Origin of the sequence: Streptomyces sp. NPDC086554 (genome assembly GCF_040686095.1) — a bacterium.
Taxonomy (GTDB): domain Bacteria; phylum Actinomycetota; class Actinomycetes; order Streptomycetales; family Streptomycetaceae; genus Streptomyces.
The window spans coordinates 103,201-125,628 of record NZ_JBFBJK010000001.1 but is presented as its reverse complement, the minus strand read 5'-3'; the positions used below and the strand labels follow the sequence as shown (position 1 = coordinate 125,628).

Genomic DNA, 22,428 nt, shown 5'->3' with positions numbered 1-22,428 from the left:
TCAGCCCTGCTTCTTGCCGCGCGTGGCAGCCTCGATCATGAGGTCCAGCACATCGAAGGCCTCGGACAGGTCCGTCATCAGCTTCGCCTCGCCGTGCCACTCACCGACCAGGTCCTTCGCCAGCTTGGACAGGGTGTCCATGCCCTCGCGCACATCATCCGTCGCGCTCATCAGCGCACCCAGCGCGCCCAGCGCCGACAGATCGTGCGACGCCGCCTTGAAATCACTCAACGGCTTGGCGATGTGATGCGGCGCCTTGCGCAGCAGCGGCGCCGCCTTCGCTATCGACTCCGAATCCTTGCCCAGGTCGCTCATGGCCACCCGCCCCCGTTCACTTGCTGATACTTCAACGGAGATCATCGCCCGCGCCCGTGGTACTCGTCCACTTCTTCGGGTGGGAGGCAGCCGACTACGCGTCCACCTCCACCAGACGCTTGCCGTCGAAGGTGGTCACCTCGAAGTGGTCGATGTCGTTCCGGTCCATCGCGGCGCCGCCGTGGACGTACAGCGGATTGCGCGCCCACTTGTTCGAGCTGTCCTCGATGCCGTAGCCCCACTTCGGGACGGACCAGGAGGTGACCGTCTCCTTCTCGCCGTTCTTGCCGACCGCGACCAGCGAGCACTTGAGCGGGCCCTTCACGTTCTTCAGCTCAAGGACGGCGTGCGTGCCCCAGGCCTTCTTCTCCGTGCCGACCGTGGCGCTGACCTTGGTCGTCGGATCGGTGGCCTTGATCTTGTCGTCCATGTGGTTGAAGAAGGCGTCCTCGGCGGGGCTCGTGGGGTGCGGATCGCCCGCCACGTCCTTCGTACCGCCGCCGTCGTCGCTCACCGCCAGGACCGTGAGCGGACCGCCGATGATCAGCGCCGCGGCGGCCGCCACCAGGTAGAAGCCGCGCCTGCGCTTCTGCTCGCGCTTGACCGCGACCTCGTCCACGAGCCGGTCCGCGAGGCGCGGGCTCGGCCGGGCGGCGAGCTGTTCGCCGATCTCCGGCACGGGGCGTACGCCGCGGGCGCCGGGGAAGTCGGCGAGCGCGGCCAGCATCGGCTCCATGCCGGAGAGCTCCTCCAGCTGGCGCGCGCAGAACTCGCAGCCCGCGAGATGCGCCTCGAAGGCGGTCGCCTCCGCGTCGTCCAGGATGCCGAGGGCGTAGGCACCGACGGTCTCGTGCACATCGGGAGCGCCGTGCCCGCCTGCCGACTCGTACGGGAACTCGTTCATGCCGTCACCCCCCGCTCCTCCAGCGCAAGCTTCATCGAGCGCAGCGCGTAGAACACCCGCGAACGCACCGTTCCACTGGGTATACCCAGCGTCTCAGCCGCCTCATTGACCGTACGCCCTTTGAAGTAGGTCTCGACAAGTACCTCCCGGTGTGCGGGAGTCAGGTCCTCGAGCGCGTCCGAGAGAGTCATCAGCCACAGCGCCTTATCGATCTCGTCCTCCGCGGGGATGACCTCCAGCGGTGAGGGATCGACCTCCTGCGGCCGGGCCTGCCGGCTGCGGTGGCCATCGATGACGATGCGCCGGGCGACCGTCACCAGCCAGGGGCGTACCGAACCGGTCGCTCGGTTGAGCTGACCGGCGTTCTTCCAGGCACGTATGAGCGTTTCCTGTACGACATCTTCGGCGCGCTGCCGGTCTCCTGCCACAAGTCGGAGCACATAGGCGAGAAGTGGACCCGCGTGCTCGCGGTAGAGCGCGCGCATCAACTCCTCGTCGGGTCCGCCACGTTGGACCAGGCGATGTCGGTGCGGTCGTCCCTGCGGGCGCTCATCGGCCACGGCGGAATCCTTGCGCACGTCTGCCTCCGGTGTCCGCACTTCGTCGGGCTCGTCTTGACTGGCTCACCCGGGATGTACGTGTGAAGCGGGGCAGGTGTTCAACCGCGTCACGAACTTTTCTGATCACGCCTTGCGAAGCTCTCGCGAAGCTCTTCCGATCACGCCCGCGCGAGTGCCGCGCGGCGCCGGTGTCTGGCCACCCGCTCGCGGTTGCCGCACACCTCGCTGGAACACCAGCGGCGGCGGCGCCCGCGTGATGTGTCCAGGTACACGATGGGGCAGTTGTCGCCCTCGCACTGGCGGAGCAGGGCGCGCGCCGCGGGATCGGTGAGCAGGTCGACGGTGTCGCGTGCGACCGCCGCGAGGAGTGCCGCGCAGCCCGGGTCACCGTTCAGGACGCGGGCGAGGGAGCCGTCGGGGCGCCGGATCGCGCGGGCGGACGGCGGGGCCGCCGCGGCGAACGCGTTGACCCGGGCGAGCGCGCCGTCGGCGGACCGCCCTTCCAGTTCTCCGCGTACCAACTGCCCGATGTTTCCCCGCAGTTCACGGAACGCGATGAGCCAGCCGGGGCCCGCGCCCGGCAGCGCCGTACGGTCGGGGACGAGCCCGGCGCCCGCGAGCCAGGCGCGCAGCCGGTCCACCGAGTCGAGCCGCTCCGTCGGATGGGTCGTCGCCACGAGATCCAGACAGCTCCGCCCGGAGTCGAATCGCAGCTCGTAGGTGGCCGGGTCCATGCCCAACGCCATGCGCCTGTCACCGCCTTGTGGGGTTACCGGTGAGTGCTCCCCCTACAGTGCCTCGCCCAGGGCGGGCACGGAACCCCTGCCACCGGGCGCGGGGTGAGACGCCCGCTTATGGGGGTGCGCTTCGTGGCGATGGCCGGGCGGCTGCCCGGCCGGTTGACTTGATCCCATGAAAGACAAAAGTCGTGAGACGAACAATCTGGGACAGGGCGCCGCCGGGGCCGTTCTCGGGGCCGCCATCGTCACGATGGGCCTGATCTCCGGAACCTTCTACATCTTCTCCTGCGGCGTCATGCCCGGCCTCGGACGCAGCGACGACCGCGTCTTCATCGAAGTTATGCAGAACATGAACGACGCGTTCAACAATCCGGTGTTCTTCGCGAGCTTCATGGGGGCGCTGCTCTTCACGGCGGTCTCCGCGTGGCAGCTGCGCGGCACGAGCGCGTTCCGGTGGGTCCTCGCGGCGCTCGTCCTCTACCTCGTGCCTTCGCGGTCACGTCGGTCGTGAACGTGCCGTTGAACGACGAGCTCGCGGACGCGGGCGATCCGGCGAAGATCGCCGATCCGGCCGCGGTGCGCGAGAAGTTCGAGGACGCGTGGCTGGCCTGGAACGTCGTGCGGACGCTGGTCTCCACCGTCGCGATCGGCCTGCTCGCGCGGGCGCTGGTGCTCTTCGGCCGGGACAACAGGGCCCGTCAGTCGGCGTACTTGGACCCGGCAGCCGGATCCAGCGCCAGCCGGTAGCCCCGCTTGACGACCGTCTGGACCAGCTTCGGGGCGCCGAGCGCCGTGCGCAGCCTGGCCATCGCCGTCTCCACCGCGTGCTCGTCGCGCCCGGCACCGGGCAGCGCGCGAAGGAGTTCGGCGCGGCCGACCACCCACCCCGGGCGGCGGGACAGCGCCCGCAGCAGCGACATGCCGGCCGGCGGCACCGGACGCAGCTCGTCGTCGACCAGGACGGCATGGCCGCGGATCTCTATGCGGTGCCCCGCGATGGGCAACGTACGGGCGCGGGAAGGCAGTTCCTGGCACAGGATCTGTACGAGGGGGCCGAGCCGGAAGCGTTCGGGCTGCACGGTGTCCACCCCGCGCGCCTGCAACGGCAGTGCGGTGACCGGGCCGACGCAGGCGGGCAGCACGTCGTGCTGGAGGGCGGCGAAGAGCTCGATGGACATGCCACGCTCCTCGGCGCGGGCGAGCAGGGACGCGGCGGCGGGCGCGCTGGTGAAGGTCAGGGCGTCGACACCGCGGGCGACGGTGGCGTCGAGCAGCCGGTCGACGGGCCCGAGGTCCTCCGGCGGCATCCACCGGTAGACGGGCACCACGACGACGTCCGCTCCCCCGGCCCGCAGGGACTCCACGAAGCCGGGCAACGGTTCGCCGTGCAGCTGGAGCGCGATGCGCCGCCCGTCGACGCCTTCGCCGAGCAGCCGGTCGAGCACCTCCGCCATGGACTCGGACGAGGGCGACCACTCCTCCGTGAGCCCGGCGGCACGGATGGCGCCTTTGACCTTGGGCCCGCGGGCAAGCAGTTCGACGCCCCGCAAACACTGGAGCAGCGCATCGCCGAAGCCCCACCCGTCGGCCGCCTCGACCCACCCCCGGAACCCGATGGCGGTGGTGGCGACCACGACATCGGGAGCGTGGTCGATCAACTCCTTGGTGGCGGTGAGGAGCTCGCTGTCGTCTGCGAGCGGGACGATGCGCAGCGCCGGCGCGTGCAGGACGGTGGCGCCGCGCCGCTGGAGCAGCGCGCCGAGCTCGTCGGCGCGCCGGGCGGCGGTGACGCCGACGGTGAATCCGGCGAGGGGGCCGTTCTGCTGGCTCGCGTGCATGGCTGCTCTCGTCCCGCTAGTACCGCATGGTGTGGTGCTCCGTGCTCCGGAGCCGCTTCGTATCCGGTCCGGGGTTGAACGAGACTGCCAAGGGCCCGTGACAACCCCGGATCACCACGATGTCGTACGTGTTACGCCAGGCTACGGCCGGGCTTCGCTCAGACTTCCGCGTACGTGAGCTGGGGCTTCGCCTCGGCGTGCTGCTCGGCCGCCTCGGGGGCAGCGGCGCGGCGAAGGTATACGGCCCAGGTGACGCAGAAGCACGCCGCGTAGAAGACCAGGAAGGCGACGAAGGCCCCCGTCCCCGACCCGACCGCTTGGAAGGACTGCCGGAAGGCGAGGTTGATCCCGAGCCCGCCGAGCGCGCCGACGGCTCCGATGAGCCCCATCGAGGCCCCGGAGAGCCGCCGCCCGTAAGCAGCGGCTGCTTCCCCCTCAAGCCCCTTCTGGAGGGCCTTGGCCTGAAAAATGCCGGGGATCATCTTGTACGTGGACCCGTTCCCGAGCCCCGTGAGCACGAAGAGCGCGATGAACGCGCCGGTGAAGAGGGCGAGGGATTCCTGCATGGAGGCGATGACGATGACGCCGGTGGCCGCGCCCATGCCGACGAAGTTCCACAGGGTGATGCGGGCACCGCCGTACTTGTCGGCGAGCCAGCCGCCCAGCGGCCGGATCAGCGAGCCGAGCAGCGGCCCGATGAAGGTGATGGACGCGGCCTGCAGAGGCGTACGCCCGAACTGGGTCTGCAGCACGAGCCCGAAGGCGAAGCTGTACCCGATGAACGACCCGAAGGTCCCGATGTAGAGAAAGGACATGATCCAGGTGTGCGGATCGCGTACGGCTTCCTTTGCTGCCCCGGTGTCGTTCTTCACGGTCGCGAGATTGTCCATGAAGAGGGCGGCGCAGACGGCGGAGACGAGAATGAAGGGGATGTAGATCCCGAGCAGCACGCGCGGTCCGCCGTTGGCTCCGATGACGGCGAGCGCGGCGAGCTGCACGACGGGCACGCCGATGTTGCCGCCGCCGGCATTGAGCCCCAGAGCCCACCCCTTCTTCCTCAGGGGGAAGAAGGAGTTGATGTTGGTCATGCTGGAGGCGAAGTTGCCGCCGCCGACGCCGGTGAGCAGCGCACACACCATGAAGGTGGTGTAGGAGGTACCGGGCTCCATGACGATGAAGGCGGCTGTCGTCGGGACGAGGAGCGCGCTGGCCGCGATGATCGTCCAGTTGCGCCCGCCGAAGCGGGCGACGGCGAAGGTGTACGGGACGCGCACCACGGCCCCCACGAGGGTGGCCATCGACACGAGGAAGAACTTCCCGGCGGGGTCGATCCCGTACTCGGGCCCCATGAAGAGCACCATCACGGACCACAGGGTCCAGATGGAGAAGCCGATGTGCTCGGAGAGGATCGAGAACACCAGATTCCGCCGGGCGACCCGCTCCCCTTCCTCCTCCCAGAACGTGTCGTCCTCCGGGTCCCACCGCTGAATCCATGACATGACAGGCCTCCGCATCTCCACAGCTAGGGCTGATGGCCTCGAAGGTAGGGAGACCGGGTTTCAGCCCTGTGCCATGCGGTGACCGGCGGGGAACGTTGCTCTCACGTGGGGGTGGGGTGGGCGGTGAGGGGGCTTTCGCGGGGAGCCTGTGTCTGCCTGTGTCTGGATGTGTCTCGATGTGAGGCCTGGGTCAGCCGACCCAGGGCAGGACGTCGGTCCCGCCCTTGTCCCACTTCATCGTCACCTCGTCGTCGGCCTGCGTGAGGTTCGCGGCGATGAACTTGGCGTCGTCGCCGGTCCCGCACTTGAGCGCGATACGGAAGCCGGTGCCCTGCGCCTGGCCGAGCCCCATGCACAGGCCCTTGCCGCCGGCATCGATGTACGACACCGAGTTCTTGCCCTTGCCCTCGCCGGAGGTGAGCTTGGCGCCGATGGTGAGCGTCTTGTTCTCGTCGTTCTGCCACTGCCCCTCGAAGCCGGTGTCCCCGGCGGGCCGGGTCGGCTCTTCTTCTTCGAGGGGGTCTTCGGTGGCGGGGTCTTCGGTGGGCTCCTCGGTGGCGGGGTCTTCCGTTGCCGGGTCCTCGGAGGGCTCCGCCGATTCGGCCGGCTCCGAGGGGCTGGCGGAGACACTCTTCTCGGCCTTGGGCTTCTGGTCGCCGTCGTCGCCGTCACCGCTGGTGGCGAAGAAGATCCCGCCGCCGACGAGGGCGGCGACCACGACGACGGAGCCGATGATGACGCCGAGCTTCTTGCCGTTGGCGGGGCCGCCGGGAGGCGGGGGCGGCGGGTAGTTGGCGTACTGGGGGTCAGGCAGGCCGAAGGGCTGCGGTTGCTGCCCGTAGGGGCCGCCCTGCGGGGGCTGGGCGTAGGGCTCCTGCGGGGGCTGGGCGTAGGGGCCGCTCTGCGAGGGCTGGCCGTACGGCGGCTGGGCGGGCGCCCCCGCGTAAGGGTTCTGGGCATCCGGCTGCTGCGGCGGAGGCGGTGGGGCACCGTAAGGACCGGGGGGCGACCCCGGTACGGGCGGCTGGGGCTCCTGCGGGGGGCCGAAACCGTCCTGCGGCGGCTGACCGGGAGGCTGGCTCATATCGGTACGGGTCCCCCTCGCTGTCCGGCCCCTGAACAGAGCCCAGCGGAGGCCCCCTGCCCCCGCCCTACCCCAACATCCACCACGCGGCATCGGGGGCACAAGACCCACCGTGTCGGCCGCCGCCTGGATGCCTACAGATCGTCCGGCAGCACCCGGAACGCTTTGTGCTCCGTCAAGGGCAGGACCGCACGAAAGTCCCGGCGATCGAGGGTGAGGACGGCGTCCGTCTCGTACTCCTCCGCCAAAGCCACATTCACCGCGTCCGCGAGATCGAGCGAGAGCGCTGCGTACCGCGCCTGGACCCGCTGCGCCCGCAGCAGCACGGACGGCCCGGTCTCGGCGATCGCGAAGTCACCACGATCGGCGGCGCCAACGATGTCCTCCAGCATGCCGCGCGTCCGCGCAGGTCCGAGCTCGCGCCGCCCCACGTGATCCAGCTCGGCCAGGACAAGCGGTGAGAAGACCGTGAGCCCTGCCTCTTCCATGGCCTGATACGCCCGGTCGCTGGACGGATGCGCGGTGTCGAACGCGGCGAGGATCCCCGACGTGTCCGCGATGAGGATCAACCCTCGGCCCCCAGTGAACCCTGTCCCATCGACTCCCGCACGATGGAGTCGGCGCGGTCCGCGAGCGCCGGATCCCCGCTGTCGAACCGGCGCAGCCCCAGTGGCTTCGCCCGGCGCCGGTATCTCAGCGCCGCGAGATGGAGCGCCTCACGGATGATCTCGGCCTCGCTTATACCGCGCTCGGTGGCCGCTTCCTTGATGACGGTCATGTCCTCGGCGTCGGCGTAGACCATGGTCCGCTTCATCGTCATACACATATGCTACCCCCGGCATATGTTGCCTGTCCGCGCGGATATCCGCACGGCGGGGTCGATGCACCAACCCAGAACCGACGGCCAAGCCCCGTACCCCGCGTCCAGATCCAGGTGCCCACCACCCGGTACGACATCGGTGTCGAGCCCGAGCGGCACGCCGTACCGCTCGGCGGCACCACCGGGACAGTAGGGATCGTCATCGGCGGCCACGAGCCGGGTCACACCGGCAGCGCTCGCCACCTGCGCGGCGGTGGCGCGGGGCCGCGCGAAGCCCGCGACTTCCTCGTACTGCTCAAGCACGTCGCCGGAGGGCGGCGCGACCAGCAGCACCCGCTCGGCCCGGACGCCGCCACGCGCCACGGCGTGCAGCCACAACAGAACCCCAAGACTGTGACAAACGACGACCTGCTCACCGCCGAAAAGAGCCTGAAGGCGCCCCAGCCACACCTCAAGATCCGGGTCATCGGCATCCGGAAGCTGCGGATAGCTCACGCGAGCACCACGACCGGTGAGTTCACCGGCAAGCCACCGCTGCCAATGCCCTTCGGGCCGGTGGTTCTGCCACCCGTGGAGGATCAGAAAGGAGGAGCGCGAGGAGGTCGGAGTCATAACGGCGATCGTCGACGCATCGACTCACCAGGTCCAGTTAATGTTTCTGGATGGAACAGGTAAGCGGAACCTTCACGATGGACCTGCGCCGGCTCGGCGCCCTGCGCGAGCTTGACCGCAGGGGCAGCCTGGCGAAGACCGCGGAGGCACTGCACCTGACGCCCTCGGCGGTCTCGCAGCAACTGGCCGCCCTCTCCCGCGAATTGGGCGTACCCCTGATCGAGCGCCAGGGCCGCGGCGTCAGACTCACGGGCCAGGCACGGGTGGTGCTCCAGCACGCGGACGCCATAGCGGCACAGTTGGAGCGCGCGCGATCCGAGCTCGCGGCGTGGGGCCAGGGCCGACGCGGCGCCATCACCATCGGGGCCTTCTCCAGCGCGATCTCTGGCCTACTGCCTGCCGCCCTGCGACGACTCTCCGACACGCACCCCGACGTATCCATCTCGGTAGTAGAAGCCGAACCGCCCAACCTGTTCTCACAACTGGACGCGGCTGAGGTCGACTTGGCGGTGGCGGTGGACTTCGCCGAGGCACCTCCGTTCACGGACCGCCGATACATCCGCACGGACCTGCTGACCGACACCCTGGACATCGCCCTGCCCACCACGCACCGCCTGGCGCACCTCCCCCGCATCCCCCTGCGCGAACTGGCCACCGACCCCTGGATAGTCGGCGACGCCCGAAGCTGCTGCGGCGCGGTGACGCGTTCGGTCTGCGCGGCGGGAGGCTTCACCCCGGAGATCCGCCACGCGGTGAACGACTGGCAGTCCCTGGCGGCACTGGTGGAGGCAGGCGCGGGAGTGGCCCTGATCCCCCGCCTGGTCCAGCCACTGCACCGCCCCGGCCTGGCACTCCGCACCCCCGAGGGCGAACCCCCGGTGCGCCATGTCTTCGCGGCGATCCGCTCGGGCGCGGAGCAGGACCCCGTACTGACGGCAACGCTGACCCACCTGATGCAGGCGACAGCCACCCTTCATGCGACAGCTCCCGCGCACTCCGCCCCCACCCCCACCTCGAACCACAACAACTTCCCCCCACTGCCGAAGAGTTGATCTCCGAGCGGCCACCCGCCCCAAGCATCAGCACACTGCCGTACGAGGAAGAGCCCACGCCCACCATCAGAGTCGGTCGGCGGTACAGGAACCTCGAAGACCCCAGGGGGCTTGTCGAAGGGAGCGGGAATGTGCGGGCTGCTGTCCCACACCCCCACACGAAGCCGCCCGGCCCGCACGGACCGCAACCGCAGTGAGGCGGGCCCTTTCGTATGCCGATAGGCGTTGGTCACCATCTCGGACGTCAAGAGCTCGGCCACGTCGAGCAGTTCACTCATCCCGTGCCCGGTGAGCGCGGCCCGCAGGGTCATACGGGCGACGCGTGGGGCACGGGGATCGTGGGGCAGATGAAGCGCGTAGGACCAGCCTTGGGGTGGGGCTACGGTGACCATGAGTACCTCCTAGGAGGGCGGGACTTGGCTCACTCGACGGCCGCGATTCAGCGGTGGCAGTACCGCAAGGATCTATTGGGCATGCAGTGCACTTCCGGCTTATGTGCCACGGCAGTTGGAGTGACGTGAGACTCACCGTAGACCCAGAAATGGCCTATATTCCATCACTGAGCAGAAAGGGAGGCCACCGCCACTCCTGTGAGTGACACAGCCCCTCCCGCCAGCCCCTGAAGGGAATCCGATGCCGCCCAGCAAGTCACCCACCCTGCGGCAGCAGCGACTAGGCGCCGAGCTGCGGAAACTACGCGAGCGCGCAGGCCTCTCCACAGTCCAGGCAGCAGCCCTGCTGGGCGTCAACCAGTCACGGATCAGCAACATCGAGGCAGGTCGGTACGCCGTGGGCGCCGACCGCGTGCGGACCATCGCCCGCAACTACGCCTGCACCGAGGAGCCGTTGATCGTAGCCCTCGTCGGCATGACGGGCGGGCGCACCCGCGGCTGGTGGGAGGAGTACCGGGAGCAGCTCCCGAACGCCGCGCTCGACCTCGTCGAACTGGAACACCACGCCTCGGCTCTACGTGTGGCCCAAGCGCTCCACATCCCTGGGCTACTGCAGACAACCCAGCACGCCCGCGCGCTCTTCGGCGACGCGGTCCCATCTCTTCTGCCTCACGAGATCGAGCACCGACTCTCCTACAGGATCAAGCGGCAGGCGGTGCTGTACGGCGACGAGCCGCTCCCCTACACCGCACTCATCCATGAGGCCGCGCTTCACATGTGCGTGGGAGGTCCAGACATCGCGTCCGAGCAGCTCTCCCACCTCGCCGACATGAGCGAGCGCGACAACATCACGATCCTCGTCATCCCTTTCGGGCGGGGGGCTTTCCCCGGTTCGGGGCAGGGCGTCGACTACGCACACGGCCCCGTTGCCCAACTCGACACAGTGCAACTCGACACCGAGCATGGAAGTGAATTCCTCGACGCGGCAGCCCAGTTGGAGCGCTACACAATCGTCTTGGACCGACTCGAGAAGCTCGCGTTGCCCGCCGAGGAATCTCGCCGCCTCATCCGCCACACCGCCCACCGCGCCTGAAGGGACCACAACCCTCATGCCCGCCCCGCACGCACTCGCCTGGCAGAAGTCCTCCTACAGTTCCGAGGCCTCCTCCTGCGTCTACATAGCCGCCACCCCAGACGGCCGCATCTACCTCCGCGAGAGCGACGACCCCGACATCACCCTCACGACGACCCCCGACCGCCTGCACAACCTGATACGCACCCTCAAGGCCGCCCCTCAACGCCGTTGACACCGATCTCCATCGTCGGCGAGCACCACAGGGCCGTACAGCCCAGGGACGGAACTCCTCAGCACACCCCCTCGCTGTATGACGCCCACATTTGATCCGAAATACAGGGTTCGCTCTTGAGTGCGCAGACTACGAATCTGCGATGCATGCGGTATCAGCCAACCCAGTGCCCCATAGGCCGGCGCGGATCATTCGCATGAAAGCATTTGCACCTTGGCCATCGTCAGGTGCCCAAAACGCCGTCACCCTCACTGGAGTCAGAAGTGAACCGCCGTTTCCTGCCCGTTGCGGTCGCGATCACCGCAACCACCGCGCTCGTGCTGACCGGATGTGGTTCCGGCGACAGAGACGACGACTCGTCCGACAAGATCAAGGGAGCCGGAGGCGGGGACAAGGACGCTTCAGCCTCCGCCGGCGCATCGGCGAAGCCGAACGGGGCCAAGCGGCCGGAGGTCAAGCTGCCCAAGTCCTTCAAGGTCGGCTTCGAGGGCTGGACGAACAGCGATCCGAAGCTGCAGGCCATCCTGGACGACGGCAAGGAGAGGCTCCTCGCCTCCTACGCAGCGATCATCAACAAAGACCCGAAGTACAACGCCTTCACCTTCTACAGCGAGAGCGACGCGCTGCGCACCGGGACGACATGGATCAAGGGTTTCACGGACAAGAACCTGGTCCTGATCGGCAGCGGCCGCGTCTTCCAGCCGCAGCCCCGCATCAGCCCAGATGGTTCCGGCACGCTCTTCTACTGCGTCGACGAGGGCAAGGGGTCCACCAAGGACACCAAGACCGGCAAGGTCACCGCCACCCCCGCCGATGACGCCCTCGTGCTGTACCGGACGAAGCTGAGCAAGAACAAGGAGGGCATCTGGAAGACCACAATGGTCCAGACAGAGCGGGGGGCCTGCGAATGAGGAAGCCGTCCCGCCGCGCGGTGGCACTCGCCACGGCACCCCTGTTGATCACGCTGCTGACACCGTCGGCAGCCTTCGGCTGGGGGGAGGACCCCGGAGAGGGCAGCAAGCCGCCTGGCGACGACAGCGCTCAAGGCACAGCCAGCGGCCCGGAACTGGGGGCGGAGGTCACCCGCTCTCGCATCGTCGTCAAGCAGTCGGGCGGCGGCACGGCCAAGCCATCGGCCGGAGGGCTCACCGCCGTCGACCCGAACTGGAAGCCCCCAGCCTGCTGGTACGAACCGCTCGCGACGCCGCAGCAGCTCAAGGACGCCACAGAGAAGCTGAAGAAGGGCGACTTGCTCTCGGTCAACTTCGGCCGCCGCTGGGGCAAGGACCTGCTCGTCGACGCGTTCGACAAAGGCGATCCGACCTTCACCGACACACCCACCAAGAACTACAACGTGGGCAAGAAGGGCATGTTCTGGCGTGCGGTGGCCCGCAAGGACCGCGCGAACGACCCCGAAATCCTGGACTGCTCGAAGAACATGTTCTGGCAGGACGGCGACACTGTCCCCAAGGACCCGAACGCCCCCACCCCCGAGGTGCTGGCCGCCTACGCCTACGACAAGATCCGCGTCCCGGACACCGAGATCGAGCTGAAGCCGCAGGGCAAGTCGACGGTGAACCTGCCCACTTGGGTGTGGCTGGACAAGGCGGTCTTCAAGGACGTCACGGTGCGCGCCGAGCTCCCAAACACCCCGCTGTACGCGGTGACGACCGCGAAGCCGGTGGCCCTGCACCTGGAACCGGGCACCCAGGACGCGAAGACCTTCCCCGCCTCCGGCGACTGCCCGGTCAACGAGGACGGCTCGATCGGCAGTCCGTACACCAAGGGCGCGTCGAAGCAGGACCCTCCTTGCGGCATCGCGTACGAACGAGCAACGAGCGGCGAGCCGTACCAGTTGAAGGCCTCCGTCACCTGGGAGATCTCCTGGAAGGGAACAGGTGGCGCGAAGGGCGACCTGCCCAACGGCTCCTTCGAGACCACCCAGAACATGAACGTCCAGGAGATCCAGTCCATCAACCGATAGACGACGGCACAAGCAAGACGGGGAGAGAGGCATGGCGGGCCACAGGCCGCGGGATTGGCACGTCCTGGACTTAGACAAGGATCCGACTCCGGGTGATCCGGACCGGGTTCGCAGCCTCGCCAAGAACCTGCACGACTTCTCCGACGATGTCGGCAGGGTGCTGCGCGACATCAAGGGGATGGCGGGCGAGGACGCGATCCTGAAGTGGGCGGGCAAGACCGCGGACGCCTTCACCGAGCAGTTCGAGGACGCGCCGAGCAAGCTGAAGAAGCTCAAGAAGAGCTACGAGATGGCCGGCGACGCCCTGTCCGCGTACTGGCCGGACCTGGAGCGCGCCCAGACCCTGGCCGACAAGGCGCTGGTCAAGGGCCGTGAGGCGAGAGCCGACCTGTCCTCCGCCAAGTCCAAGCTGTCCTCGGCGAATTCGTGGGTGGAGCGGGCGGGCAAGGAAGCCGACAAGTACAAGGACGACAAGGGCTCGGGCAAGAAGGACGTGCCCGAGCCGGACCCGGACAAGGTCAAGGCCGCCACCCGCAACGCCACCTCGGCCGAGAAGGCCCAGACCACCGCCAAGGGCGATGTCACCTCCGCGCAGAGCGCGCTGGATGCGGCGAAGAAGATGGCCGAGGACGCGCGCAAGATGCGCCAGGACGCCGCCGGTACCGCGAAGCGGAAGATCGACGAGGCCTCCGACGCGGGCATTCAGAACCGCAAGTGGTGGGAGGAGATCGGCGACTGGGTCTCCGACAACTGGGACACCATCGTCGAGATCTGCAAGGTCGTCGTCGCCGTCGTGGGCGTCATCGCGATGATCGTGGGCGGGCCCATACTCGCCGCCATCGTCGTCGTGGCCGCCGTCATCGTCTTGGCCGACACCCTCAATAAATACGCAAAAGGCCAAGCAGGCCTACTAGATGTCGCGTTCGCTGCCCTGGACTGCATACCCGGCATGAAGGGCCTTACCACTCTCGGCGGCCTCGCCAAGGGCATGAAGGCCCTCGCCAAGGGGGGCCTCAAGGGCATGGCCAAGGGCCTCGGCAAGCGCCTGAAGGGCCTAGGCCGCAAGAGTGTCAACGATTCACCAACCGGTTCAAGCCGCCCCAAAGACAGCGTCTGCTCGAACGGCACAGACCCAATCGACCTCGCCACCGGCAAGATGTACCTGCCGCAGACCGACATCACCCTGCCGGGCACGCTGCCACTGCTTTTCAGGCGCCGCGTCGAGTCCGGGTACGAGTTGGGCCACTGGTTCGGCCCCTCATGGGCGTCAACTGCCGACCAACGCCTGGAATTCGACTCCGAGGGCGTCATCTTCGTACACGAAGAGGGCCTGATCCTCGCGTACCCGACGCCTGCCGGTCCAGGCACTCCGGTCCTCCCCAGCCATGGCCCGCGCTGGCCACTGCTGCAGACCGGCGACACCACCTTCACGATCACCGAGCCCGCTACCCGCCAGACCCGTCACTTCACCCGACACGACGACGATGTCGCACTGCTCGAGCGGATCGAGGACCGCAACAGCAACACGATCACGTTCGCGTACGACGCCGAGGGCGCGCCTACGGACATCGTGCACAGCGGCGGCTACCACCTCAAGATCACCACCGAGGATGAACGGATCACCGCCCTCCACCTAGCGGGCGCGGCCCCGGACGGCAGCGACCAGGAGTTGTTCCACTACAGATACACCCTTGGCAACCTCACCGACGTCATCAACTCTTCAGGCACACCCCTGCAGTTCACTTATGACGCCGCGAACCGCATCACCTCATGGACCGACACCAACGGCCACAGCTACCGCTACGAGTACGACGCCCAGGATCGCTGCGTCGCTGAGGGCAGTCCCGAAGGCCATATGGCCTTGCGACTCAGCTACGACGACACCGACCCTGCCACCGGGCACAAGGTCACGACGACCACCACAGGCGAGGGCAACACCCGCCGATTCGTCATCAACGACACGCACCAACTCATCGCGGAGACCGATCCGCTCGGAGCAGTTACGTGCTACGAACGGGACCTCTACGACCGACTACTGTCTGAAACCGATCCGCTCGGCCGCACCACCGCCTTCCGGTACGACGAGGCCGGGAATCTCACCACGGTCATCCGCCCCGACGGCAGCGAGGCCCACTCCAAGTACAACGAACTTGGACTTCCCGTCGAGGTCGTCAACGTGGACGGGGACACGTGGCATCAAGCCTTCGACGACCGCGGCAACCGCACACAGATCACCGACCCCGCTGGAGCCACCACCTGTTTCACCTACGGCGAGGCCGGCCACCTCACCGCGATCACCGACGCACTGGGCCACACCACGTACTTTCGTACAGACGCCGCCGGTCTTCCGGTCGAGACGACCGATCCGCTCGGTGGGATCACGCGGTACGAGCGGGATGCCTTCGGCCGCCGTCGCGCCGTGACCGACCCACTGGGGCGCACCGTGCGTCTGGAGTGGACGGTGGAAGGCAGGCTCGCCCGCCGTACCCTGCCCGATGGCAGCACCGAGTCCTGGATGTACGACGGCGAGGGAAACCGCACGCGTCACACGGACCGGATGGGCGGCGTCTCCTCCTTCGAGTACGGACACTTCGATCTACTCACCGCCCACACCACCCCGGACGGCGTCCGCCTGGAGTTCCGCCACGACTCCGAGCTGCGTCTCACTCAGGTCACCAACCCCCTTGGGCTGACCTGGAACTACACATACGACGCCGCGAGCCGCCTGATATCCGAGACGGACTTCGACGGCCGTGCCGTCGCGTACGCGTACGACGCGGCGGACCAGCTCCGCGCCCGCACGAACCACCTCGGGCAAGTGGTCCATTACCAGCACGACTCGCAGGGCCGGATCCTCTCCAAGGACGTCGACGGTGACGTCACCACCTTCGAGTACACACCCGCCGGGCAACTCACTCGGGCTACGGGCCCCGGCGCGCAACTCACCCGCGACCACGACCCCGCAGGCCGACTGCTCGCGGAATCAGTCAACGGCCGCACCACCACCTATGCGCAGGACGCAATAGGCCGACGTGCGCACCGCACGACCCCGACCGGCGCTGCAAGTTCGTGGTCCTACGACGCGGCCGGGCGGCACACCCAGCTCTCTACCGCAGGGCGCACGATCGACTTCGAACATGACGCGGCAGGCCAGGAACTCACCCGCCACATCGGTGAGACCGTCACCCTGGCCCACACCTTCAACGAGGTTGGCCGCCGCACCACCCAGTCGGTGGACACCATGGCCGGGCGCGGCATCCAGAGCCGGGCCTACACCTACCGCGCTGATGGCGTCCTCATCCGCCTGGACGACCAGCTGAACGGGGCGCGGGACTTCGACGTCGACGCGGCAGGCCGGGTAGCCACTGTCAGCGCCGCCGACTGGAGCGAGTCCTACGCCTACGACCAGGCGGGCAACCAGACCCACGCCTCATGGCCCGACAGCCACCCCGGCCACGAGGCCACCGGCACCCGTGCCTACGCGGGCACCCGCATCACCCGTGCGGGGAACGTGCGTTACGAGCACGATGCCCTGGGTCGAATCGTGCTTAGACAGAAAACCCGACTCTCCCGCAAGCCGGACACCTGGCGCTATGCCTGGGACGCCGAGGACCGTCTCATCTCCGTCACCACTCCTGATGGGACACTCTGGCGCTATCAGTACGACCCGCTCGGGCGCCGCATCGCCAAACGGAGGCTCGCCCCCGACGGCGAGACCGTGGTCGAGCACACCGACTTCACCTGGGACGGCAGCACCCTCTGCGAACAGACCACCAAAGCACCAGGGCTGCCGGGACCGATCACCCTCACCTGGGACCATCGGGGTCTCCACCCGGTGGCCCAGTCCGAGCGCATCACCGCCGTCGACGCGTCACAGGTCGAGATCGACTCCCGATTCTTCGCGATCGTCACCGATCTCGTCGGAACACCCACCGAACTCGTCGACGAGACCGGTGACATCGCTTGGCGCTCTCGCAGCACCGTGTGGGGCACCACCACATGGGCGGCCACGAGCACCACGTACACGCCGTTGCGCTTCCCGGGCCAGTACTACGACCCGGAATCGGGCCTCCACTACAACCACTTCCGCACGTACGACCCCGAGACCGCCCGATATCTCACTCCGGATCCTCTCGGCCTGATACCAAGCCCCAATCCGAACAGCTACGTCAACAACCCATACCTGTGGACCGACCACCTCGGCCTCTCGCCGGACGGCTGCCCTCCGATGCTCTATCGGGCACCGAAGACGGGCCAGCGCGAACCAGCGAGGCAGGGTCTTGACCAGGCGATGCACGGCGCCCACGGCCGCCATGAAGGTACGGCGTATCTTGGCGACAGTCCGGAGGTGGCGGCTCAGTACGCGGGAACACCTGGATTCGAGCCAGGTTTCTGGGAGTACAAAATGAAACCCGAGTTTCGCGATGAATTCCCGGCAAGCGAATATCGACAGCGGCACGAGAACAGCAGGGGTGCGGAGGAATACGAGTGGGTCATCCCAGAGGAGAAGATCCCCCTGTTCAACTCCCTCATTGACGGCGAGCCGCAATGGTACGACTCCTCGCACGGCTGGTTTGAGCGGGGTCGCTGACGCGTTTAAACTCTGACACCGACTGAAATACCAACCCACACAAAAGGTGGCCATTTCATGCCTGAACAGAACACTTCAAATCCAGTGAAGGCAGGCGACGTCCGCAAAGGAGTCGTCTCTGCCGTCGAGGAATTCGGCGTACTTGTGGATATGGGGGACTGTGAAGGGCTGATCGACCGGCTTGAGGTCTCCTGGAAGCGAGGGGTAGATGCCTCCCAGACGGTTCGCGTCGGGCAGGAGCTCGCAGTACTGGTCCTCGGCGTCGATCAGAGACGCGGACGGATCGCCTTGTCGTTGAAGGGACTGGAACCGGACCCCATGCAGGAGTTCGGGCGAAAGAGCCTAGGCACAACAATCTCGGGACGCGTTACGGAGATCAACCGGATCGGCACGTTTGTACAGCTCGACGACGACCTCGTGGGATTGCTCTTCGGGCAACCCGAGAAGCAGATGAAGATCGGCGATGAGGTCTCCGTCACCGTCCGTGGGGTCAACCTCCACACGCGGCAGATCCGCCTCAGCCTTGCGAATGCCGATTAGCCCGACCGCGTGCCGTACGAAACCTCCGCCCCTGTTACTTAAGGCCATATCTCTGGGGGCCTGGAGGAGCCTTCCAATGACGTGACCGACTGAGCCAGGATTTGAGCCCGAAGCCTTTGCAGTAGAAGGCGGGACTCTACGACTACTCGGCGGATATGGCAGCAACCACGGCTCTCGTTACGAAGCACGGGTCATCCATCGCGGAGATTTCCCTGGCGAGATCAGCACGCACGTCGGGATGGCGCAAGAACACGACGTTGAACGCACTCTTCGACAGCCCAGGAGAATCGGGCTTATCGCCCCATGATTCGCCCTTGCCGCTGTTCTCGAGTACTCGGGGCATTGACGACCCCATAAGCCGCGGGCCAGCACCCTGCGCTTCAACTCCGAATTGACGACCCTGAGACAGGCCTCAACTATAACTATTTCCGCCACTATGCCCCCGAGACAGCCCGCTACCTGACCCCGGAATGCAACGTTGCAGAACGAGGTCCTTGGCGTTCCACTTGGTGCATCGCCAGAGGCCTGGGAAGCGAGACTCGGTGGGGATTTTCTGGACGATGTCCAGAAGTCGCGAATACGCAGGGACTACGGACTGATTGAAGTTGCATTCGCCAAACGTGACGGCATCTGGAAATCTGTGACAGCCTCGCTTCAGATCCACCGAATGGCACGTGGTCCCGGAAACGTCGTCCCGCCGCCGCTCACGGATACCTATGGGGAGTTCTCCGAGAGCGTACCGTTCGACCTGTTCCATGAGACGTTGCAGGCTCATGGGGGAAGTCTCGAAGAGGTAGCGAATCCCTCCACTGAGGGGTTTCGTCAGTTCCGGGAACCCAAGGATCAGAGCCACTTGTACGTGGCTGTCAAGTCTCCACTCAGCGGCATGCAGCCAGGTTCTCTTTGGTCGATCATCTTGTCCCGTGGTAGCCAGTTGTAACTCTTTCCACGCTCCATTGGTTTTCGATGACGCTGAAGGAGATGAGGACGCAGCGGAGGCTTCTCAACGCCTTGATACGCATCCTCAGGGCCCCCCTCCCCCGTCAAGGGCCCGAATCGGAGACACCAACTGCCCTCGGCTCACCCCAAGTGCGTATCCCCGAGCGACACCAACAACCGCCGCAACGCCCCATCCAGCGCCCGGCGGTCATCGGCCGACAGCGACCCCAACATCCGCTCCTCGTTCGCGACATGGTCCATCACCGCCCGGTCGACCAACTCCAGCCCCGCCTCCGTCAGGCGGACGCGGATCGCGCGGCGGTCCGCCGGGTCGGGGTGGCGTTCGATCAGGCCCTTGCGTTCCAGTTTGTCGAGGCGGTTGGTGATCGCGCCCGACGTCACCATCGCGGACTTCAGGAGGCCGCCCGCCGTCAGTTCGTGGGGGGCGCCGACCCTGCGGAGGGTGGCGAGGACATCGAACTCCGCGAACTCCAAGCCGTGTTCGGCAAAGATCGGCTTCATTCCCTTGCTCAGCAAGTGATCGGCCCGTTTGATCCGGCCGACCAGTGCCATCGCCTCCAGGCCCGCCGCCTCCATGTCCGGGCGCTCGCGGTGCCACTGAGCCCGCAACTCGTCGATGGCGTCGGTGTCCGCCGCCTCGGGCCGCCGGTCCGTCTCCTGCTCAGCCGCCACGCCTGGTCCCTTCCTCGTCATAGAAGCCCCGGCTCCAGATCTCTCAACATTCAGATACTTGACGTTCGCAGACCCTGGGGTTCATATTTATCTCAACGTTGAGAATAACAGCGTTGAGGGGAACCCGAGGGGGAGCACACCATGTCCATCAGCAGCCCGCCAGCCCGCACCGCACGCACAGCACACCGCCCCATCAGCCAAGGCCGACCCGACCCCGCGCCCCGCAGCCGCTCCCTCGCCGCCGCAGGCCTCGCCGCCATAGGCCCCGCCACCTGGGGCACCACCTACGTCACCACCACCGAGCTGCTGCCCCCGGACCGCCCGCTGCTCGCCGCGGCGCTCCGCGCACTGCCCGCCGGGCTCATCCTGCTCGCGCTCACCCGGCGGCTGCCCACCGGCGACTGGTGGTGGAAGGCAGGCGTGCTCGGCCTGCTCAACTTCGGGGCGTTCTTCCCGCTCCTCTTCTTCGGCGCCTACCACCTCCCCGGCGGCGTCGCCTCGACCATCAGCGCCGTCATGCCGCTGCTCGTCGCGGGATTTGGGATCGGTGTTCTGAAGGTGCGGCCCACGCGTCGGACCCTCGCCGCCGGGCTCGTCGGAGTCATGGGCGTCGCCCTCCTCGTACTGCGCGGCAACGCGTCCGTCGACCTCGCGGGAATCGTGGCCATGCTGGTCGCCACGACGCTGATGGCCCTCGCCGTCGTACTGAGCAAGCGGTGGGGACGGCCGGAGGGGGTCTCGCTGCTCGCCCTCACCGGGTGGCAACTGACCGTGGGCGGACTGGTGTTGGCCCCCATCGCCCTCACCGCCGAAGGACTCCCCGACCACTTCACCGGCGCCAACCTCGCCGGATACGCCTACCTCGGCATCATCGGCACCGCCGTCGCCTACGCCCTCTGGTTCCGCGGCATCGAACGCCTCCCCGCCTCGTCCGTGTCGTTCCTCGGACTCACCAACCCCGTCGTCGCCACCCTCGCCGGACTGGTCCTGCTCGGCCAGACCCTCACCCTCTGGCAGGTGGGCGGGCTCGTCCTCGTCGTGGCGAGCGTTCTGGTCGGACAGGGCCGCCGCCGCTCGACCCGGCGACACCCGTAATTCCCGCCATCAGGCCCACCAAATCCCCACCATCAGGCCGCCAACCAAGGAGCAGTTCACATGCGCATCACCGTCTTCGGAGCAGCCGGAAACGTCGGCAGCCGCGTAGTCACCGAGGCCCTCACCCGCGGCCACGACGTCACCGCCGTCGTCCGCGACCCCGCCCGCTTCGGCGAGCTGCACCCGGGCGCAGCGCATCGCGTCGGTGACGCCCAAGACCCCGAGCAGGTGGCCGAGTTGAGCACCGGCCAGGATCTCGTGGTCAACGCCACCAGACCCGCTCCCGGCCGCGAGTCCGAACACGCCGCCATCAGCCGGGCGTTGCTGGCCGGACTCGCGAGCGTCAGTGGCGTACGGCTGATGATCGTGGGCGGAGCCGGCAGCCTCACCGTGCCGGGCAAGGGGGGCGTGCTCGCCGCCGACGATCCGGCGTACGTCCCCGCCGCCTGGCGGCACATCGCGCTCGCCTCCAACGATCAGTACGACGCCGTCCGCACCGCCGAGACCGAGGTCGACTGGACGTATCTGAGCCCGTCCGCCCTGCTGGAGCCGGGTGTCCGGACCGGTGTCTTCCGGCTCGGCACGGATGAGCTCATCGTCGACGCCGAAGGCAACTCCTCCCTCTCCATGGAGGACTTGGCGGTAGCGCTCCTGAACGAGGCCGAACTCCCCAAGCACCGGCGCACTCGCTTCACCGCCGGGTACTGAACGGCACAGAGCCCTCGGCCGCAGCCGCATGGTCAACCGCCGCGGCGGCCAGCGCCCGGATGATCGGGTGGGGCCGAGTGCCGTCGCCCGCGAGCTCGGGCTGGAACAAGGTGGCGAGGAAGAACGGGTGGTCGGGCAGCTCGGCCATACGCACGTCGCCCGCCTCGTCGACACCGCCGAAGCGCAGTCCGTGCGCACGCAACACATCCAGATAGGCCGGGCTGAGGCCGTACGAGCAGTGGTACCGCTCTACAGTCCGCTCAGCGCCAAGGACACGCTCCGCCAACGAGCCTGCCACCACCTTGACCACGCCTTCGTGCCCGACCAGGGAGCAGGCCAGGGGGACGACGAGCAAGTCGTCCCCCTCCGGTCGGTTCTCCGCGTGGTCAACACCGGAGAGCCCGCACACGTCGCGCGCGAACTCCAGGAGCGCGTGCTGGAAGCCACCACACGTGCCCAGGAACGGGATCCCCTGCTCACGGGCGGTGCGGGCCGCCGCGATCGCCCCGGCTTCGCTGCGGTACGGGCTTCCGGGCACAAGCCAAATGGCATCGAACCCGGTGAGGGCGTCGGCGGCTTCCGCGTCCTGGGTCGGGATCCAGTACGCGTCCAGGACCAGCTGGTCGCGCTGGGCCAGCGCGTCGAGAAGACCGGGGATACGGGTGTGGGCTCGCACGCTGGGCGAGCGGTCGCCCACCAGCGCGATACGGGCTGTCGAAATGTTCAAAGGCTCGGGCATGCGAACATCCTGCTCC

General features: G+C 67.5%; 24 protein-coding genes. 11 read left to right on the top strand and 13 right to left on the bottom strand.

The window, feature by feature from the left end; translation table 11 throughout:
- The 4 genes from AB0O76_RS00495 to AB0O76_RS00480 form a co-directional block, all read right to left on the bottom strand.
- Positions 1-315 (bottom strand): hypothetical protein, encoded by a 315-nt coding sequence (locus AB0O76_RS00495; RefSeq protein ID WP_365483329.1) that lies wholly within the window; start codon positions 313-315, stop codon positions 1-3.
- Between the two features lie 94 nt (positions 316-409).
- Positions 410-1,219, bottom strand: a complete 810-nt coding sequence (locus tag AB0O76_RS00490; RefSeq protein WP_365483326.1) for a zf-HC2 domain-containing protein — start codon at positions 1,217-1,219, stop codon at positions 410-412.
- A complete protein-coding gene (locus AB0O76_RS00485; RefSeq protein ID WP_135334888.1) occupies positions 1,216-1,797 on the bottom strand; it encodes a sigma-70 family RNA polymerase sigma factor in 582 nt (193 codons plus the stop codon). The genes AB0O76_RS00490 and AB0O76_RS00485 overlap by 4 nt, the downstream gene beginning before the upstream one ends.
- A gap of 140 nt (positions 1,798-1,937) precedes the next feature.
- Complete coding sequence (locus AB0O76_RS00480) at positions 1,938-2,525, bottom strand: CGNR zinc finger domain-containing protein (RefSeq protein ID WP_365483323.1); 588 nt, start codon at positions 2,523-2,525, stop codon at positions 1,938-1,940.
- 166 nt (positions 2,526-2,691) lie between these two features.
- On the opposite strand from AB0O76_RS00480, the gene AB0O76_RS00475 reads away from it, so the two are divergent.
- Positions 2,692-3,030, top strand: coding sequence for a hypothetical protein (locus tag AB0O76_RS00475; protein WP_365483320.1), 339 nt, complete (start codon positions 2,692-2,694; stop codon positions 3,028-3,030).
- 2 nt (positions 3,031-3,032) lie between these two features.
- Entirely contained in the window at positions 3,033-3,266 is a 234-nt protein-coding gene (locus AB0O76_RS00470; RefSeq protein ID WP_365483317.1) for an anthrone oxygenase family protein, read from the top strand.
- Here AB0O76_RS00470 and AB0O76_RS00465 read toward each other — a convergent pair.
- From AB0O76_RS00465 to AB0O76_RS00440, 6 genes are all read right to left on the bottom strand, one after another.
- On the bottom strand, positions 3,218-4,357 hold the full coding sequence (locus tag AB0O76_RS00465) for a uroporphyrinogen-III synthase (RefSeq protein WP_365483315.1): 1,140 nt from the start codon (positions 4,355-4,357) through the stop codon (positions 3,218-3,220). The two genes, AB0O76_RS00470 and AB0O76_RS00465, sit on opposite strands and share 49 nt — an antisense overlap.
- Before the next feature lie 158 nt (positions 4,358-4,515).
- Positions 4,516-5,856 (bottom strand): nitrate/nitrite transporter, encoded by a 1,341-nt coding sequence (locus tag AB0O76_RS00460; RefSeq protein WP_365483312.1) that lies wholly within the window; start codon positions 5,854-5,856, stop codon positions 4,516-4,518.
- Positions 5,857-6,046: 190 nt separating this feature from the next.
- The gene (locus AB0O76_RS00455) at positions 6,047-6,940 is read right to left on the bottom strand and encodes a hypothetical protein (protein WP_365483309.1); all 894 of its coding nucleotides are present in this window, start codon (positions 6,938-6,940) and stop codon (positions 6,047-6,049) included.
- A gap of 134 nt (positions 6,941-7,074) precedes the next feature.
- The gene (locus tag AB0O76_RS00450; protein WP_365483306.1) at positions 7,075-7,509 is read right to left on the bottom strand and encodes a PIN domain-containing protein; all 435 of its coding nucleotides are present in this window, start codon (positions 7,507-7,509) and stop codon (positions 7,075-7,077) included.
- Positions 7,506-7,760 (bottom strand): CopG family transcriptional regulator, encoded by a 255-nt coding sequence (locus AB0O76_RS00445; RefSeq protein WP_365483303.1) that lies wholly within the window; start codon positions 7,758-7,760, stop codon positions 7,506-7,508. Before AB0O76_RS00445 ends, AB0O76_RS00450 begins: the two co-directional genes overlap by 4 nt.
- Before the next feature lie 9 nt (positions 7,761-7,769).
- A complete protein-coding gene (locus AB0O76_RS00440; protein ID WP_365483300.1) occupies positions 7,770-8,372 on the bottom strand; it encodes an alpha/beta hydrolase in 603 nt (200 codons plus the stop codon).
- A gap of 50 nt (positions 8,373-8,422) precedes the next feature.
- Here AB0O76_RS00440 and AB0O76_RS00435 point away from each other — a divergent pair, with 50 nt between their 5' ends.
- Positions 8,423-9,424: a LysR substrate-binding domain-containing protein gene (locus AB0O76_RS00435; protein WP_365483297.1), complete on the top strand. Its 1,002-nt coding sequence runs from the start codon at positions 8,423-8,425 to the stop codon at positions 9,422-9,424.
- Here the strand turns inward: AB0O76_RS00435 and AB0O76_RS00430 are convergent.
- The gene (locus AB0O76_RS00430) at positions 9,346-9,816 is read right to left on the bottom strand and encodes an ATP-binding protein (RefSeq protein WP_365483294.1); all 471 of its coding nucleotides are present in this window, start codon (positions 9,814-9,816) and stop codon (positions 9,346-9,348) included. The genes AB0O76_RS00435 and AB0O76_RS00430 overlap by 79 nt on opposite strands.
- A 241-nt stretch (positions 9,817-10,057) precedes the next feature.
- On the opposite strand from AB0O76_RS00430, the gene AB0O76_RS00425 reads away from it, so the two are divergent.
- The 6 genes from AB0O76_RS00425 to AB0O76_RS00400 all read left to right on the top strand — a co-directional run bounded on the left by AB0O76_RS00425 (position 10,058) and on the right by AB0O76_RS00400 (position 18,238).
- Positions 10,058-10,909, top strand: a complete 852-nt coding sequence (locus tag AB0O76_RS00425; protein ID WP_365483291.1) for a helix-turn-helix transcriptional regulator — start codon at positions 10,058-10,060, stop codon at positions 10,907-10,909.
- Between the two features lie 16 nt (positions 10,910-10,925).
- Positions 10,926-11,123 carry a DUF397 domain-containing protein gene (locus AB0O76_RS00420; protein WP_365483288.1) on the top strand — a complete coding sequence of 66 codons (198 nt, stop codon included), beginning with the start codon at positions 10,926-10,928 and terminating at the stop codon, positions 11,121-11,123.
- A 263-nt stretch (positions 11,124-11,386) separates the two neighbouring features.
- Complete coding sequence (locus tag AB0O76_RS00415; RefSeq protein WP_365483285.1) at positions 11,387-12,034, top strand: hypothetical protein; 648 nt, start codon at positions 11,387-11,389, stop codon at positions 12,032-12,034.
- Entirely contained in the window at positions 12,031-13,107 is a 1,077-nt protein-coding gene (locus AB0O76_RS00410) for a hypothetical protein (protein WP_365483282.1), read from the top strand. The genes AB0O76_RS00415 and AB0O76_RS00410 overlap by 4 nt, the downstream gene beginning before the upstream one ends.
- A gap of 31 nt (positions 13,108-13,138) precedes the next feature.
- Positions 13,139-17,698 (top strand): DUF6531 domain-containing protein, encoded by a 4,560-nt coding sequence (locus AB0O76_RS00405; protein WP_365483279.1) that lies wholly within the window; start codon positions 13,139-13,141, stop codon positions 17,696-17,698.
- A 57-nt stretch (positions 17,699-17,755) separates the two neighbouring features.
- On the top strand, positions 17,756-18,238 hold the full coding sequence (locus AB0O76_RS00400; RefSeq protein ID WP_365483276.1) for a S1 RNA-binding domain-containing protein: 483 nt from the start codon (positions 17,756-17,758) through the stop codon (positions 18,236-18,238).
- A 1,080-nt stretch (positions 18,239-19,318) separates the two neighbouring features.
- On the opposite strand, the gene AB0O76_RS00395 is transcribed toward AB0O76_RS00400, so the two are convergent.
- Positions 19,319-19,870, bottom strand: a complete 552-nt coding sequence (locus AB0O76_RS00395) for a MarR family transcriptional regulator (protein WP_365483273.1) — start codon at positions 19,868-19,870, stop codon at positions 19,319-19,321.
- A 141-nt stretch (positions 19,871-20,011) separates the two neighbouring features.
- On the opposite strand from AB0O76_RS00395, the gene AB0O76_RS00390 reads away from it, so the two are divergent.
- Positions 20,012-20,965: an EamA family transporter gene (locus tag AB0O76_RS00390; RefSeq protein ID WP_365483270.1), complete on the top strand. Its 954-nt coding sequence runs from the start codon at positions 20,012-20,014 to the stop codon at positions 20,963-20,965.
- Between the two features lie 60 nt (positions 20,966-21,025).
- Positions 21,026-21,673 carry an NAD(P)H-binding protein gene (locus tag AB0O76_RS00385; RefSeq protein ID WP_365483268.1) on the top strand — a complete coding sequence of 216 codons (648 nt, stop codon included), beginning with the start codon at positions 21,026-21,028 and terminating at the stop codon, positions 21,671-21,673.
- Here AB0O76_RS00385 and AB0O76_RS00380 read toward each other — a convergent pair.
- The gene (locus tag AB0O76_RS00380; RefSeq protein ID WP_365483265.1) at positions 21,657-22,412 is read right to left on the bottom strand and encodes a hypothetical protein; all 756 of its coding nucleotides are present in this window, start codon (positions 22,410-22,412) and stop codon (positions 21,657-21,659) included. The genes AB0O76_RS00385 and AB0O76_RS00380 overlap by 17 nt on opposite strands.
- Between the last annotated feature and the right edge of the window lie 16 nt (positions 22,413-22,428).